The organism is Brevibacillus sp. HB1.2 (assembly GCF_013332495.1).
GTDB classification, from domain to species: Bacteria; Bacillota; Bacilli; order Brevibacillales; family Brevibacillaceae; genus Brevibacillus; species Brevibacillus porteri.
The window spans coordinates 40,908-54,406 of the sequence record NZ_JABMIU010000004.1; the positions used below are offsets into that span (position 1 = coordinate 40,908).

Genomic DNA, 13,499 nt, shown 5'->3' on the forward strand with positions numbered 1-13,499 from the left:
AGCAGTGAGAAAAGCCCCCTTTTCCTAATGAAGGGGGCTAAAATTTAGGGTAATCGAAAAATAGTGTGGAATTGTTTTCTGATAACTTTTTTTCAATAATAGCGCCTATTAAAAGAAGATCATATAACAGTATGAAGAACCTTCTGCAATATCTATGATCAATTACAACCAAATACATTTCAGAAACTTTCTTCATCTATGCGTCCTTTAAGTTAGTATGGAAAGGTATCTTCTATTATTGTTTTGGTATTGTTCTCCCAGTCTTCTCTTATCATTGCATACCCAACAGAATCAAATAATTGTCCGCTTTGTCTCCATGATCTACGGTTATAAGATTCTTTTACAAATCCGCTATTAAAGAACGTTTTTCTCATCGCAAAATTATCATATCTAGTATGACCTTCGATTCTAATAATATGAGTGTATTTATTGAATATATAAGTACTCAACCAATTAAGGACATCCTTTGCTATTCCTTTGCCTCTAAACTTTTCTTTCAATCGCAAATCGAATAAACATATGGGATCTTCTAAATCAAAAACTCTTATTAAACCAATTTTTGTATGATTATCCATGATCCAAAATGTTTGGTTCCCATTTTCGTTATAATTTCCGTTGGCTAAATTTTCTCTTATAGACTCCTCAGTAGGATTCTCCTGTCCATGAAAACTCCATGTTTCTGATGTTAAAAATTCTACTAATTCATCAACCATTTTATTTTCAAACTCTAAATATATGTACATCGTTCTCCCCCTTGAATACCTACCTTCAATTAATGAAATCCACATACATGAAATTCTTTCACCTGTTAATAGTTAACTAAATGTTTTTTTCGATGAACGTAAGACTATAATTAAAAAGCTTAGCTAGTAACATTAACTTTGTCGATTGGGAAAATGGTGATGAAGATAAAGGAAGTGAAGATTACCCAGATTATATAGTCCAAGTTCAATTTATAAAGACATCCAATAGAGCTGATAGCATAGACACATATGAAGACAACATAAACTTTCAAGTGAGCAGCGAGGTTTGCGGTGGTATGTTACTTTGTGCTACTTACGGAACAATCTATGCCAATAATGAGCTAGAAGTTACGCATAATTGTTAATAAAAGAGTAACTGCCGCAAATACTCGTAGAAGGCCTTGAGAACTTAGGAGGATACATGTCCTGGAGCAAAGTGAAGAAACAACTGGAGAGCTTTCTCTGTCCTGCATTAGATGGCAGGGTCGAATACCGTGCAACTGGTTACCGTTATTTACCTGATAAATCCGGAATTTGTTATATTGCCGTAGATAAAAAGAACGTACTTAATATGAGTGATACAACTAGCTCAATCAAATGGTATCAGACGGAGCAGGAAATTAAGAATGATTCAGATATCCAAATTCCTATCACCAATGAAGAAATTGAAGCGGTCAGAAAAGATACCAAGGGAATCGTTCCAGAGGATCGTCTAAAAGTAATTGCAAGAAGTAGAAAAATATCAGAATATGCAAAGGAGCTTTTGTCAGCACAGGCATCATTAAGTAAATCAAATTTTATCGTTGTGGCTAATAGGTTTTTATCTATTTCTATAGAGGAAAGCATAGAGAGCAATGATATCTTATTGAATATTCTAGCCTTGGTGGACAGAAGAGTTGGAAAAAAGAGGATTTTAAATATGTCCGAGAAGATGAAGTTAAAGCATCCAATTGTGCAATATTTTTATGAATTACGGCTTAGTACATTATGAAAATAAATATCGTGCAAATGAGTATCTGAATAAAATAGGAAAGCACCCAAGCGTGTATGCTTTCGTGCTTTCCTATCAAACCAATCTGTTAGGAGGGAAAGTAGCCCTTTTTAAATAATTCGTACCATTGATTCAATTCATCCCCTTCTAATACACCCAATCTCTCCAAGATATGTCTTGAAAACTCCAATGCACCGCTTCCATTCGCAGTGATGAGATTCTCGTCACGGATTGACTGACCGTCTACATAATGTTGATCTCCTCTGTAGTTCGGAGCCCCTTCCTTCAAATAAGGTAACGTATTGCCTGTATGTCTATGATTGTCCAAAAATCCGTGATTCCCTAAAAAAGTCGTAGCGTCACAGATGGCAGCGACAGGAATATCCTTGCTCACACAATACTCAACCACTACTTTTGCTTGCTGATTCTTTTCTTCTCTCCATCCCGTTCCACCAGGTATGATTAACATGGCGATATCAACATTCCGATCGAATTCGCTTACGCTATAATCTGGAAGGACCGTTAAACCACCCATCGAAACTTTCGGTTCCTGATCAATGGCGATTGTCTTTACACGATATCCTGTTCCTGGCTTGTTTAGCTCAGAACTGACGTAACTTGCCTCCCAATCAGCAAAGCCATCCGTAATAAAAATGAACACTTCCTTCAAAGTGATTCCCTCCTTGTCATGTTTTTACAAATCAATTATAAAACAACTTCACTGACAGTTATGGTCAGGAAAGAAAACGGAATTACATGAACATCTTGAAGCGATCAAGATGAAAACAAAAAACGTAAAACCATCACGACAATAATGCCTACGAGTACAGTTACCAATAAACTACGTGTTTTTATCGCAATGAAAAAGGTTGGTATGGCTGCTAAAAGTTCAACATTATTAGTGGAAAAAGAAATTTTTTCATCATGTTTAAATATCTCTTGCGCTACTAGAGCAGCCATAACAGATATGGGGACATAGCTTAACCATCGTGTTGCCCACTCTGGTAATTGAAAACGACTCAGTACCATAAGAGGAAGGACTCTAGGGATGAATGTAACAATAGCTGTTCCTACAATCACCAAAAAAACATCCCATCTTACTTCCATTTTTCCATCACCATCCCTATCGTTGAAGCAAAAATGGTAGCAACAATAACTCCCATACTGCCAGACAACACTGAACTGGCTCCCACAGCAATAACAACTGCGATTATCGCAACAACCACATCACGTTTCATTTTCCTTCGACTTAACATCGAAAGTACCAAAAGTCCAATAAACATCGCTGTCAAAGCAAAATCCAAACCAAATTTTTCAGGATTTGAAATCCATTGTCCGAAGAATGCTCCGGCTATATTAGCTGCGCACCAGTTTAGATAAGCCGTTATATTTAGACCGTGCATCCATTTTTCACTAATGTAATTCTTTTTTGCAGCTTCGTTGATAGCAACACCAAATGACTCATCGGTAAGTAGAGACCCTACTAGCATGTTCCTAAGCGGAGAAAGATGCCGAAAATATGGTGCTAGGGCCGCACTAAGTAAAAGATGCCGAAGATTAACAAAGAAAATCGTAATAATAATGGTGGTAATCGAACTGCTTGCTGCCATCATACCAGCAGCGATAAATTGTGCTGAACCAGCATAAAGAATTAAACACATCAGGGCTATTTCAGCTATACTAAGACCCGCTGTCCTTTCTATAACACCAGCAGCAAAACCAATACTTAAATACCCCAACAACGTAGGGACACAATCCTTTATACCTTGGCGAAAAGTATCCTTATCTCTTACATCTGCCACCGTTTCGATTTGGTCATTCGCTAAACCCATTTTATCCCTCCTTAATCTCACTCACATTGCAGGAGTTATCATCATAACTACTATGAAAAAGTGAAAGAAAATACGGTTCAAATTACTTGAACCGTTTTCCTGTGACCACATGGAACAGGTCAGGATGGTTAATCCAGACAGATTCGGCTTTCTCGGGGCCAATTTCCTTCACTAATTGTGCAAACATGATGTCGTGCCTGATGTACTCCATTGCTACTAATACTAATGCTGGGTCTTGTGTTTTTATAGCCCATGCAGCGGTATTTGGAGCGAAATTGGCTATTAATACTTCTTCATTGTCCCGGGAAACAATGGTTAAACGACCACTCATACGTTCCTCTGCTACTTTAGGAGACATGTAATCATGATGAGTGGTTGCACCTATCTCGGTATCGGGGGCTCCAAACAAAATAGAAAATACAGGGAGCCCCTCTTTTACCCGCTTATCTGCATCCTGTTTAATAAAAGAAACCTGTGGTTGCCAAATCGATAACCATAGCTCTTCTCTGGCTTTATTTATCATGTCAACCATTTCTGTGATAACCAGTTCATCACTACTAATGCGTCGAACCACGTCTACTTGCTGCTCACTTTCTAATGCAGATAGATTTTTTTCAAGATAATCAAATGATTGCTCGAAAGAATTACGCAAACGCGTGATTAATTCTTTAGCTGGCAAAGGCGAGTAGGTCAGAGGTTCAGAAGGTACCGTATAAACTGCTCCTTTATCTAACAATTTCCCTAATACTTCATAAATCATGGAACGAGGTACACCTGATCTTTTACTAATCTCATATCCCGTTATAGGAGACTGCTTTAAAAGTCCGATATAGGCTTTGCATTCATATTGTGAGAATCCCAATTTCTGAAGTTCTTTATAAATTTCATCCAAAGAAAACCACCACCTTGCACACTTATCTTTAGTGATTATTGCAATAACCTCTAAGTTCTATGGTGGTTATTATAATAATCACTAATAATATAGTCAATAGGTGACATGAGTCATGGATTGGATGGTTATAATCTTAAGGGAACACCCGCCAATGAAAGAAGTGATATACGATGGATTTAGAAACGATCATGCAAGAGCTGGAAGCTCTCGGCAAGGAACGAACCAAGAAAATTTATCTATCCAATGGTGCTCACGAACCACTTTTTGGCGTGGCTACAGGCGCTATGAAGCCCATGGCGAGAAAAATCAAGATCAATCAACCCTTGGCTGAACAGCTTTACGCTACCGGGAACTACGACGCCATGTACTTTGCCGGAGTGATCGCAGACCCAAAAGCAATGACCAAGGCAGACTTTGATCGGTGGATGGATTCAGCTTATTTTTATATGCTGTCCGATTATGTGGTTGCCGTAACCTTATCTGAAGCAGATATTGCCCAAGAAGTTGCCGATCACTGGATCACAAGCGGCGAAGAGCTCAGAATGTCTGCGGGCTGGAGTTGTTACTGTTGGCTTTTGGGTAATCGCCCAGATCGTGAATTTTCCGAAAGTAAAATTGCCAATATGCTAGAAACTGTGAAAAATACGATCCACGCTTCTCCCGAACGAACAAAATACGCTATGAATAATTTCATTTACACGGTGGGGACTTCCTATTTACCACTCCACGATAAGGCGATCGAAATCGCAAAGGCAGTAGGTCCTGTAGAAGTCCAAAAAGACAAAGCAAAAAGCAAGTTCCTAAACGCTTTCGATAATATTCAAAAGGCAGTAAGTAAAGGTCAGCTTGGCTTCAAACGGAAACATGTGAGGTGTTAATCACGTTGGCTTAGTCATGATTCAAACGGAGTAGCCCTTTAGAGGGTGCTCCGTTTTTTTGCGAGCAAGTCGAAGCCCTCCTATTTGTAATAGTAGGCGAATGTAAAGGCGATACTGGTCGTATAGAGGCTTTTTTCTTACAAGCGAGATCAAACTCCTTCTCGAGACCGAGGTCAAAATACATCGACTGTGGGATGTAACTACTTCCTGTAGGGATATTATGGTATATAAGTCTCAAAAATACGGTACGAGGAGATGTAATCAGTGAAGGCATTAATCGAATTCAAAAAAGTAACGAAAGAATACAAAATCGGAGAAGTGCCAATCAAGGCGCTTAATGGTGTTGATTTTTCCATAGCAGAAGGAGAATTCGTCGTTATTTTGGGTGCAAGTGGCGCTGGTAAAAGTACGATTTTGAATTTGCTTGGCGGAATGGATATGGCTACCTCAGGTCAAGTATTTGTTGGCGATCAAGAAATCACCAGATTCAACGAAAAAAAATTAACGCAATACCGCGGTGAAAAAGTCGGCTTTGTCTTTCAATTCTATAACTTAATTCCGAATTTAAACGCTCTCGAAAATGTTGAGTTTGCTACGGAAGTATGTAAAAACCATCTGGATGCGAAAGAGATTTTACATAAAGTTGGATTACAAAATCGTATGAAAAACTTCCCTTCCCAGCTCTCTGGTGGCGAACAACAAAGAGTTGCAATCGCGAGAGCTGTTGCCAAAAATCCATTGCTTCTACTTTGTGACGAGCCAACCGGAGCATTGGATTATGTGACAGGTAAGTCGGTCTTAAAGCTTCTCCAGGATTTGAACAAAGAAACGAAAAAGTGCGTCGTATTGGTCACACATAATTCCGCCATTGCTCCTATGGCTGACAAAATTATTAAGGTAAAAAGCGGAATGATTGAAAGCGTTACCATGAATCATGAAAAGCAAAGTGTGGAAGGGATTGAGTGGTGATAATGAAATTATTTTTAAAATTAGTAAGGGATATCAAACAATCGATCGGGCAATTTATCGCCTTTGTTTTGGTTATCGCAGTAGGAGCCTTTTTCTACGGGGGACTAGTAACTTATAGCAATAATCTTAGTGCTTATACAGAAGGTTATTTTAAAGAACATAACATAAGCGACCTACATGTATTTTACAAGCAAATTTCCAAAAATGATGTCGCTGCTTTAAGTGAAATAGAAGGCATTAAAAAAATAGAAGGACGTTATACCTTTGATGCCACGCAAGCCTTTGATGGTGATAAAGCTTTTTTGAAAATTCATTCCATCCCTGTCAAAAACGAAATAAACACGCTTGCTATGATTGAGGGCAGAATCCCGTCAAAAAAGAATGAGATAGTAGTCGATTCTCGTTATGCGAAAGAACATCTTTTTCAAGTCGGTGATGAAATCAGTATTCGTGCGAATGAAAGAAATCTTACATTTACCATTAGCGGCTTCGGTGAGAATGTCGAACATGCAAAAAAGAACGAAATACAAGACCATAAAACCTACGGAGTCGCTTATATTGCCGAAGAAACAATCTCTGAAATCTTAGGTGGCACCTCCTATAATGAAATCATGATCGATGCTACAGAAGGTTACGATATGGACAAATTAGGTCAATCCATTGAAGCACAATCCAAAAGCCTTACTTATGTAAACCAAGTAAGTAAAGAACGGACTTTCAGCTATTCAAAAATAAAGGAAACGATCCATAATAATAAATTGATGAGTATGGTTATCCCTTTCGTTCTCTTTTTGATAGTAGCCATTATCCTGTTTCTTACCATGTCGAGAATGATTGACTCTCAAAGAAACCAAGTAGGGATTATGAAGGCTTTAGGTGTCAAAAACAGAACCATCATGCTTCATTATATGGGTTACCCTGTGCTGGCAGGTATCATAGGCTCAATCATTGGGTGTGCTATTGCCGCTCTCGTATTTGTTCCATTCGTAACGGCATCAAGTGCAAGAGCCTACTCTCTGCCTGGCATTACCTACTCCCTTTCTTTTTATTCTTTCATCCCTCCCATTATTTTCTCCAGTGCTTTTGGAATCCTAGCGTGTTACTTAAGTGGTAGAACCCTATTAAAAGAACGTGCGGCTCAAGCTATGCGTCCTAAACCGCCAAAGCAGATGAAAACGCTATTGATTGAAAGAATTCCGGGTATTTGGAGTCATCTTTCCTATAGCTACAAACTCATTTTGAGAAATATTTTCCTAAATAAACCAAAAGCTATAGCGAGCTCAATTGGCGTTGTTGTAAGCACGGTCTTATTGATAACTGCTTTTGGCACTCAATCTGCCTTGCAACAAGTAGCTAGCCAAATCGAAGATGTTTATACGTATGATTTACGAGTAGATTATACGATCGGAACATCTGCGGATACGGTAAAGCTCCCCTCCGGTATGAAAAATCGTTATTCTCTATCCACCTTTCCTGTTGAATTCATAAAAGGTGATGAAAAAGATAATGCCACTCTCGTTGTTACGGAAAGAGAAAACTCTCTCATTCATTTCTTTGACGAAAATGATAATCGGATCACCTTAGAAAATAATGGTGTGCTGGTACCAAAATCCTATGCAGACAAATATCATATTTCAGCAGGAGATATCATCCATATAACGTTCAAGGCACCAGAGCTTACAAATAAATCTGTAGATATGAAGGTTTTACATATATCTACGCAGTATTCGAATCCTTCGTTTTATATCACACCAGACTATTTAAAGAGCTTTGGCATAGACTACAGACCAACCTCGCTTTTAGTTGAAGCAAATAGCTCTGTAGATCTTAATAGCGTTCGTACCTTCTTTGAACAAGATCCTCAAGTAGAAACCATCGCTGATAGAGATGATTTAAAGAAAACCGCTGAATATATTTTGAAACAAAACAGCTTTGTATTTATCATGTTTATCGTATGCGCCGTCATCCTCTCCTTTGGCGCCATCTATACGATCTCTTCCATCAACATTTATGAAAGGAATCGTGAGCTTGCAACCCTTAAAGTATTAGGCTACCAAAAACATAAAATAAACAGACTTATCTTTTTTGAAAACATCCTACTCACTACATTTGCGGTCATTGTCGCTTTACCGATAAGTGGCTATGTTTATGCCATGATTGTCAAAGCACTGTCTAGCACCCACCAACAGATCCCGGATCAGTTACATATTTCTATCCTATTGGTTTCTGTTATTCTTGCCTACTTGCTTACGATTCTCTCTAACTTGCTACTTCGTCGAAAAGTAACCAACATCAATATGATTGAGTCTTTAAAAAGTGTAGAATGAGCTGAGCTGTTTCATCCCCATCCCCCAGCAGAATAGGTCATCATCCGTTTCCATCCTATCCCTGTCTTCATACGATAAACAAAAACAGGGAGGAAACGAGGAATGCCCAAAAAAGTCTCGCTTTGTGAGCAGTTCTCCAGAATTATCAGGGGGCAATCCGGTTTTGCCGGCGGAAAATGCGTCGCGACCATCAATCGAAATCAAATAAAAGCGACCATTTTGGGGAAAAGATTTCGCGTTACGTCTTCTTTTTCATTCGAATCCTTCAATCAAAAAACGGGCAAAGCCCTCTGTTTAGGCAGAGCGGCATTCCTACAGAAAGAGGTCAATCCGTTCATTGCAGCCATTCGGAATCAAGGCATAAAAGTCTCGTCTATCCATAATGAATGGTTATTTGATCGTCCCCGCTTGATATATGTAAATGTGGAAGCGGTTGATAAACCTCTTGCTTTCGCAAGAAAAGTAAGGCGAGCATTAGATGCCATTCCTTCATGAGAATAGAAAGAAGCGAGTCCTCTCTGTCACCGCAGGGAGGATTTTTTCGTCTCTAGAACATAACAACTCGATACGCTATAATGAAAAACAACCAAAAATAGGAATTATAGTGAAAATTAGTTCTTACTCACACCTCTTACTAGAAAGGATTGATTCTCTTGGATACACAGATCATCGATATAGGCGTAAACCTGATGCACCGTTCCTTTCAGCAAGATCGCGATGAGGTCGTTACTAGAGCTGAGAAGCAAGGAATTTACCCATTAATTTTGACAGGGACAAGCTTGAGAAACAGTATGGATGCCTCCCGATATGCAAGTCGCTCCAAAGGAAAGCTGTACACTACGGCAGGTATTCATCCTCACGATGCAAAAAGCTGTGATGAATCGACGATCAAGAAATTAAGAGAACTGGCATCGCTTCCCCATGTGGTAGCGATTGGAGAGTGCGGGTTAGATTATAACCGTGACTTCTCGCCGCGTGATATTCAAAGAAAGTGGTTCATTGAACAAATTTCCCTGGCCACAGAGCTTCAACTGCCGTTGTTTTTGCATGAACGCGATGCTCATCTTGATTTTATCTCGATTCTGAAAGAGCATCGTCAAAATATCAATCGTGCGGTTGTGCACTGTTTTACCGGAACCTCCAAGGAAATGGATACGTATTTAGAAATGGACTTTCATATCGGGATTACGGGATGGATTTGTGATGAAAGACGTGGGAAACATCTTCGGGAGCTTGTCCAAAAGATTCCCTTGAATCGTTTGATGATTGAAACGGACGCGCCATTTTTAACCCCTCGTGATTTGAAAGAAAAGCCTGTGGATGGTCGGAATGAGCCAATGTATTTGAGACATATCTTACACGCGGTCGCACAATGTATGGGGTTGAGCCCTGAGGAAGTGGCCAGCGCTACTACCAAGACTGCGAAAGAATTTTTTAACGTATAGGTAGTTTTCTCAAGAGGGCCTCGTGCCCTCTTTTCATTTTGTGACAAGACAGTAAAAATAGAATTGCAGAACCAGCCCTATCGAAATCGTCCGAACTAAATATTTCATCCCATACCTCACTAAAACAATCCCTATCAGCGAGCTCTTCTTATGGAGCGAAAATGTGGATCAAGAACAATCAACTGGTCCCACAAGGCTGGGTTGTTACCGATCGCTTTAACACGCAAATTCAAATCACTTTTATGGGCTAAAGACCGCTACTAGAGTGGGACGCGACTAATCTGCGTCCCGCTTTTTCATTGCGGCTCTTTTTTGACTCATCTATTTTTTTACAACTCGATTACATCCCCATGCTATGCTTTACGGGAGGTGATCCAAAGTGGCAACCATCCTAATTGTCGAGGATGAGATTCCAATCAATGAGCTCATCAAAAGAAACCTACAAGCAGTGGGACATAGATGTATTTCGGTAATGGACGGAAAAGCGGCACTGGAGGAGATGGACAAGCACGAGGTGGATCTCGTTGTGCTGGACATTATGCTGCCGGAGTTTGATGGATATGAGGTTTTCCGTCAAATTCGTGGGACGCCCACTATTTTTTTGACAGCGAAAAGCAGCCTGTCGGACAAGGTAAAGGGACTGACTCTCGGCGCAGATGACTACTTGGTGAAGCCTTTCGAGATGCTGGAACTGCTGGCGCGCGTAGATGCGGTGTTGCGACGAACGAAGAAAACGAGCAAGACGTTTGAACTCGATGGGGTCCGAATCGAATTTGAGAGCAGACAACTATTTCTCCATGATCATCCGGTAGATTTCACCCCCAAGGAATTCGAATTGCTGGAAGTCCTGGTGAACAATCGGAATATTGCCCTTTCCCGTGAAAAGCTGCTGGAGCTCGCATGGGGCTATGACTATGTTGGGGATACAAGAACAGTGGACGTTCATATTCAAAAGCTGCGAAAGAAGCTGGACATGGAATCCCGAATTAAGACGGTCTATAAAATGGGGTATCGTCTTGAGGTCTAGATTAACGAAAAACTATTACAACTCCCTAACAACTCCATGACGATTCGATAATTCCTCCCTCTTATACTTCTAACTGTGATCACAACCAAATAATGAAGGAGAGGTTCATATGAAAGTCAAACAAACCATTTTGGCAGCCACCGCAATTATTGGCACCAGCACATTGCTGTTTCAAGGATTCGTACAGGTCGTAACGGCTTCGGATTTCAACAAAACGAATACGATCCCTACCAGCTATGCGAATTATGCAGTTACTTCCTCCCAAACGCCACAAAACAGTTTGCCGCCCGGATACAAAAAAGCGAATTATACCGTGAAAGCCATGAACAACCAAATGCCAACGAGTAAAGACCTTACAAAAGAAGCGGCGGCGGAAATCGGAGCGAAAGCTATTTGGCGGATGTATGACCAGAGCCTGGAAGGAAAGGTGGTAGAAATGACATACCAACCCCCACGTGAAGACCTTCCTCGTGCACACTGGTGGGGTGAAGTAAAATTCAATGACAAGCTCAATTATTATTTCTCGATCGACGCTGTTACCGGAGAATATTTCAGCATGTTCCGTGAGAGAACGTTCACAGAAAAAGCGACCTACGATGAGGAGCTTGCGAAAAATCCGCAGGAGTATGTGGACCTAGCCAAAAAGGCAGCAGAAAAGTTCAATATTGTCAACGGTCCAGTCAAGTCCGCTGTATACGAATTCCAAAGCATGGTCGAGAACAATGACCCCCTCCTATCGGCGAAGATCACAGGCGAGAACGGTGAAATCGCCACTGTGTATATAGCGCGCAAAGATAAAGAGTTCATCGGCGCCACCTATCATGCTAAAGAAAAGTACAAGGACCACCCCAACCAAATAATATCCTATCCTGAGATCGCCGAGCCAAAAAAATAAGGAAGCCTTTTCAGCCGCCACACCGTGCTGGCGGCTTTTTCCCATGAGTTGCGAGCTCTCTCATGAAACCAGAGGTGAAACGAAAGGAAATCTATGAAATACCGGACCTTTTTAACAACCCTTGCCCTTTTTTTATTTACATTCAACCTAGGGATCGTCATTATATCGATCACGACCTTCAAAGACACAATCCATCGTGCACAAGAAAGAAGCTTGGATGAGCATTATTTCATCACCTCTGCGCTCCTCCAAGATTTTTATGCGGTAGGAGGCCGCGGAACGGATATCGACAACTCCATCCCGTCTCTGCTCCAGCCTTACAGCTATCTTGCCGGGGATCAAAACGTGACATTGGTACTTTTTAAAGACAAGGAACTGGTCTATTCAAATTCGTCTGTCTTATCGGTCCCAAACGGGTTTCCTGAGCTGCCAGGTGACGGCAGCAGACTCGTTTCTGTGCAAGAATCAGACGGGAACACCTCAGTCCTCGTTTCAGGAAAGCTGCCTGCTCCCTATGATGTATATACAATGGTGTACCTATACGACATAACAGATGAGATTGCTGCCTGGAGGCAAATGAAAAACATGCTGTTTTTCGCAGGCTTGATGGTTTCTGCTTTGTTTGCTTTTGGTCTTCATATATTGCTGTCTAAACTATTTAGACCACTCTCGCAAATTTCACAAACGTCCCGTCAAATCGCGGCTGGTGCGTATGATACCCGTCTTCCCGTGTCTGGACAAGACGAGCTGACTGAAATGGCGCAAAGCTTTAATCACATGGCAAAGGAAATTCAGAGTCAAATCCAGCAGTTAGCGACAGCCGCTCAGCAGAAGCAGCAGTTTATCGACAACTTTGCACATGAGCTTCGCACACCGCTCACGACTATTTACGGCTATGCAGAATACATACAAAAGGTGGCTCGCACAGAAGACGACAAGCTGTTTGCCACAACCTATATCATGTCTGAGAGCCGCAGACTTCAACAGATTGCGTATCGTTTGCTTGAATTGGCAACCCTTCGTGAAAACAAGATCGAGCCAACGACTGTACAAATAAAGCAGCTGTTTCTTGGCGTCGAGCAAGCTCTGTCTCTTATGGCAGCAGATCAAAGCGTTCGGATTACTTCGGAATGTCACTTTGATTCGTTGGAGTGTGATCCTGATTTCATGCATATATTGCTCGTCAATTTCGTAGATAACGCGTTGAAGGCTTGTGGTACTGGTGGACAAATCAAGATGGCTGCTTTTCTAGATCATGGACAAAAAGGAATAATGGTCGAAGATAATGGAAAAGGAATGTCAGCAGAACATCTCCTCCACATAACAGAGGCATTCTATCGCGTAGATCCCTCCCGCACTCGCAATGGCGGCGGGGCGGGATTAGGCTTGACGCTTTGCAAACAGATTGCTGATTGCCATGGGGCAGAACTGAGCTTTTCCTCTGAACCGGGGAAAGGGACAATAGCCAAACTGATCTTCCCCGCCAACTAGATCTATGCG

14 protein-coding genes are annotated in these 13,499 nt (G+C 41.0%); 9 read left to right on the forward strand and 5 right to left on the reverse strand.

Annotation, left to right across the window (positions count from 1 at the left end):
• Window positions 1-212: 212 nt before the first annotated feature.
• Window positions 213-743 carry a GNAT family N-acetyltransferase gene (locus tag HPY28_RS11685; protein ID WP_174225100.1) on the reverse strand — a complete coding sequence of 177 codons (531 nt, stop codon included), beginning with the start codon at window positions 741-743 and terminating at the stop codon, window positions 213-215.
• 421 nt (window positions 744-1,164) lie between these two features.
• Here HPY28_RS11685 and HPY28_RS11690 point away from each other — a divergent pair, with 421 nt between their 5' ends.
• The gene (locus HPY28_RS11690) at window positions 1,165-1,734 is read left to right on the forward strand and encodes an SF0329 family protein (RefSeq protein WP_174230608.1); all 570 of its coding nucleotides are present in this window, start codon (window positions 1,165-1,167) and stop codon (window positions 1,732-1,734) included.
• 88 nt (window positions 1,735-1,822) lie between these two features.
• On the opposite strand, the gene HPY28_RS11695 is transcribed toward HPY28_RS11690, so the two are convergent.
• The 4 genes from HPY28_RS11695 to HPY28_RS11710 form a co-directional block, all read right to left on the reverse strand.
• Window positions 1,823-2,404, reverse strand: a complete 582-nt coding sequence (locus HPY28_RS11695) for a type 1 glutamine amidotransferase family protein (RefSeq protein WP_017250097.1) — start codon at window positions 2,402-2,404, stop codon at window positions 1,823-1,825.
• A gap of 104 nt (window positions 2,405-2,508) precedes the next feature.
• A complete protein-coding gene (locus tag HPY28_RS11700) occupies window positions 2,509-2,841 on the reverse strand; it encodes an AzlD domain-containing protein (protein WP_017250096.1) in 333 nt (110 codons plus the stop codon).
• Window positions 2,832-3,566: an AzlC family ABC transporter permease gene (locus tag HPY28_RS11705; RefSeq protein ID WP_017250095.1), complete on the reverse strand. Its 735-nt coding sequence runs from the start codon at window positions 3,564-3,566 to the stop codon at window positions 2,832-2,834. Before HPY28_RS11705 ends, HPY28_RS11700 begins: the two co-directional genes overlap by 10 nt.
• A gap of 82 nt (window positions 3,567-3,648) precedes the next feature.
• Window positions 3,649-4,458, reverse strand: a complete 810-nt coding sequence (locus HPY28_RS11710) for a TrmB family transcriptional regulator (RefSeq protein ID WP_174230609.1) — start codon at window positions 4,456-4,458, stop codon at window positions 3,649-3,651.
• Between the two features lie 170 nt (window positions 4,459-4,628).
• On the opposite strand from HPY28_RS11710, the gene HPY28_RS11715 reads away from it, so the two are divergent.
• From HPY28_RS11715 to HPY28_RS11750, 8 genes are all read left to right on the forward strand, one after another.
• Window positions 4,629-5,336, forward strand: coding sequence for a DNA alkylation repair protein (locus HPY28_RS11715; RefSeq protein ID WP_174230610.1), 708 nt, complete (start codon window positions 4,629-4,631; stop codon window positions 5,334-5,336).
• Between the two features lie 264 nt (window positions 5,337-5,600).
• Complete coding sequence (locus tag HPY28_RS11720; protein ID WP_174225095.1) at window positions 5,601-6,305, forward strand: ABC transporter ATP-binding protein; 705 nt, start codon at window positions 5,601-5,603, stop codon at window positions 6,303-6,305.
• 2 nt (window positions 6,306-6,307) lie between these two features.
• Window positions 6,308-8,632 carry an ABC transporter permease gene (locus HPY28_RS11725; RefSeq protein WP_174230759.1) on the forward strand — a complete coding sequence of 775 codons (2,325 nt, stop codon included), beginning with the start codon at window positions 6,308-6,310 and terminating at the stop codon, window positions 8,630-8,632.
• Between the two features lie 102 nt (window positions 8,633-8,734).
• Window positions 8,735-9,127 carry a DUF1259 domain-containing protein gene (locus HPY28_RS11730; protein WP_173622766.1) on the forward strand — a complete coding sequence of 131 codons (393 nt, stop codon included), beginning with the start codon at window positions 8,735-8,737 and terminating at the stop codon, window positions 9,125-9,127.
• A gap of 149 nt (window positions 9,128-9,276) precedes the next feature.
• A complete protein-coding gene (locus HPY28_RS11735; RefSeq protein WP_371813462.1) occupies window positions 9,277-10,077 on the forward strand; it encodes a TatD family hydrolase in 801 nt (266 codons plus the stop codon).
• A 379-nt stretch (window positions 10,078-10,456) separates the two neighbouring features.
• A complete protein-coding gene (locus HPY28_RS11740; RefSeq protein WP_174225093.1) occupies window positions 10,457-11,104 on the forward strand; it encodes a response regulator transcription factor in 648 nt (215 codons plus the stop codon).
• A gap of 109 nt (window positions 11,105-11,213) precedes the next feature.
• Window positions 11,214-11,999 (forward strand): hypothetical protein, encoded by a 786-nt coding sequence (locus HPY28_RS11745; RefSeq protein ID WP_017250088.1) that lies wholly within the window; start codon window positions 11,214-11,216, stop codon window positions 11,997-11,999.
• Between the two features lie 93 nt (window positions 12,000-12,092).
• Window positions 12,093-13,490 (forward strand): sensor histidine kinase, encoded by a 1,398-nt coding sequence (locus tag HPY28_RS11750; RefSeq protein WP_017250087.1) that lies wholly within the window; start codon window positions 12,093-12,095, stop codon window positions 13,488-13,490.
• The last annotated feature ends 9 nt before the right edge of the window (window positions 13,491-13,499 follow it).

Coding starts and splice junctions, on each gene's coding strand:
- HPY28_RS11730 (WP_173622766.1), top strand. CDS start 8,735: ATGCCCAAAAAAGTCTCGCTTTGTGAGCAGTTCTCCAGAATTATCAGG.
- HPY28_RS11685 (WP_174225100.1), bottom strand. CDS start 743: ATGTACATATATTTAGAGTTTGAAAATAAAATGGTTGATGAATTAGTA.
- HPY28_RS11750 (WP_017250087.1), top strand. CDS start 12,093: ATGAAATACCGGACCTTTTTAACAACCCTTGCCCTTTTTTTATTTACA.
- HPY28_RS11705 (WP_017250095.1), bottom strand. CDS start 3,566: ATGGGTTTAGCGAATGACCAAATCGAAACGGTGGCAGATGTAAGAGAT.
- HPY28_RS11725 (WP_174230759.1), top strand. CDS start 6,308: ATGAAATTATTTTTAAAATTAGTAAGGGATATCAAACAATCGATCGGG.
- HPY28_RS11700 (WP_017250096.1), bottom strand. CDS start 2,841: ATGGAAGTAAGATGGGATGTTTTTTTGGTGATTGTAGGAACAGCTATT.
- HPY28_RS11715 (WP_174230610.1), top strand. CDS start 4,629: ATGGATTTAGAAACGATCATGCAAGAGCTGGAAGCTCTCGGCAAGGAA.
- HPY28_RS11690 (WP_174230608.1), top strand. CDS start 1,165: ATGTCCTGGAGCAAAGTGAAGAAACAACTGGAGAGCTTTCTCTGTCCT.
- HPY28_RS11745 (WP_017250088.1), top strand. CDS start 11,214: ATGAAAGTCAAACAAACCATTTTGGCAGCCACCGCAATTATTGGCACC.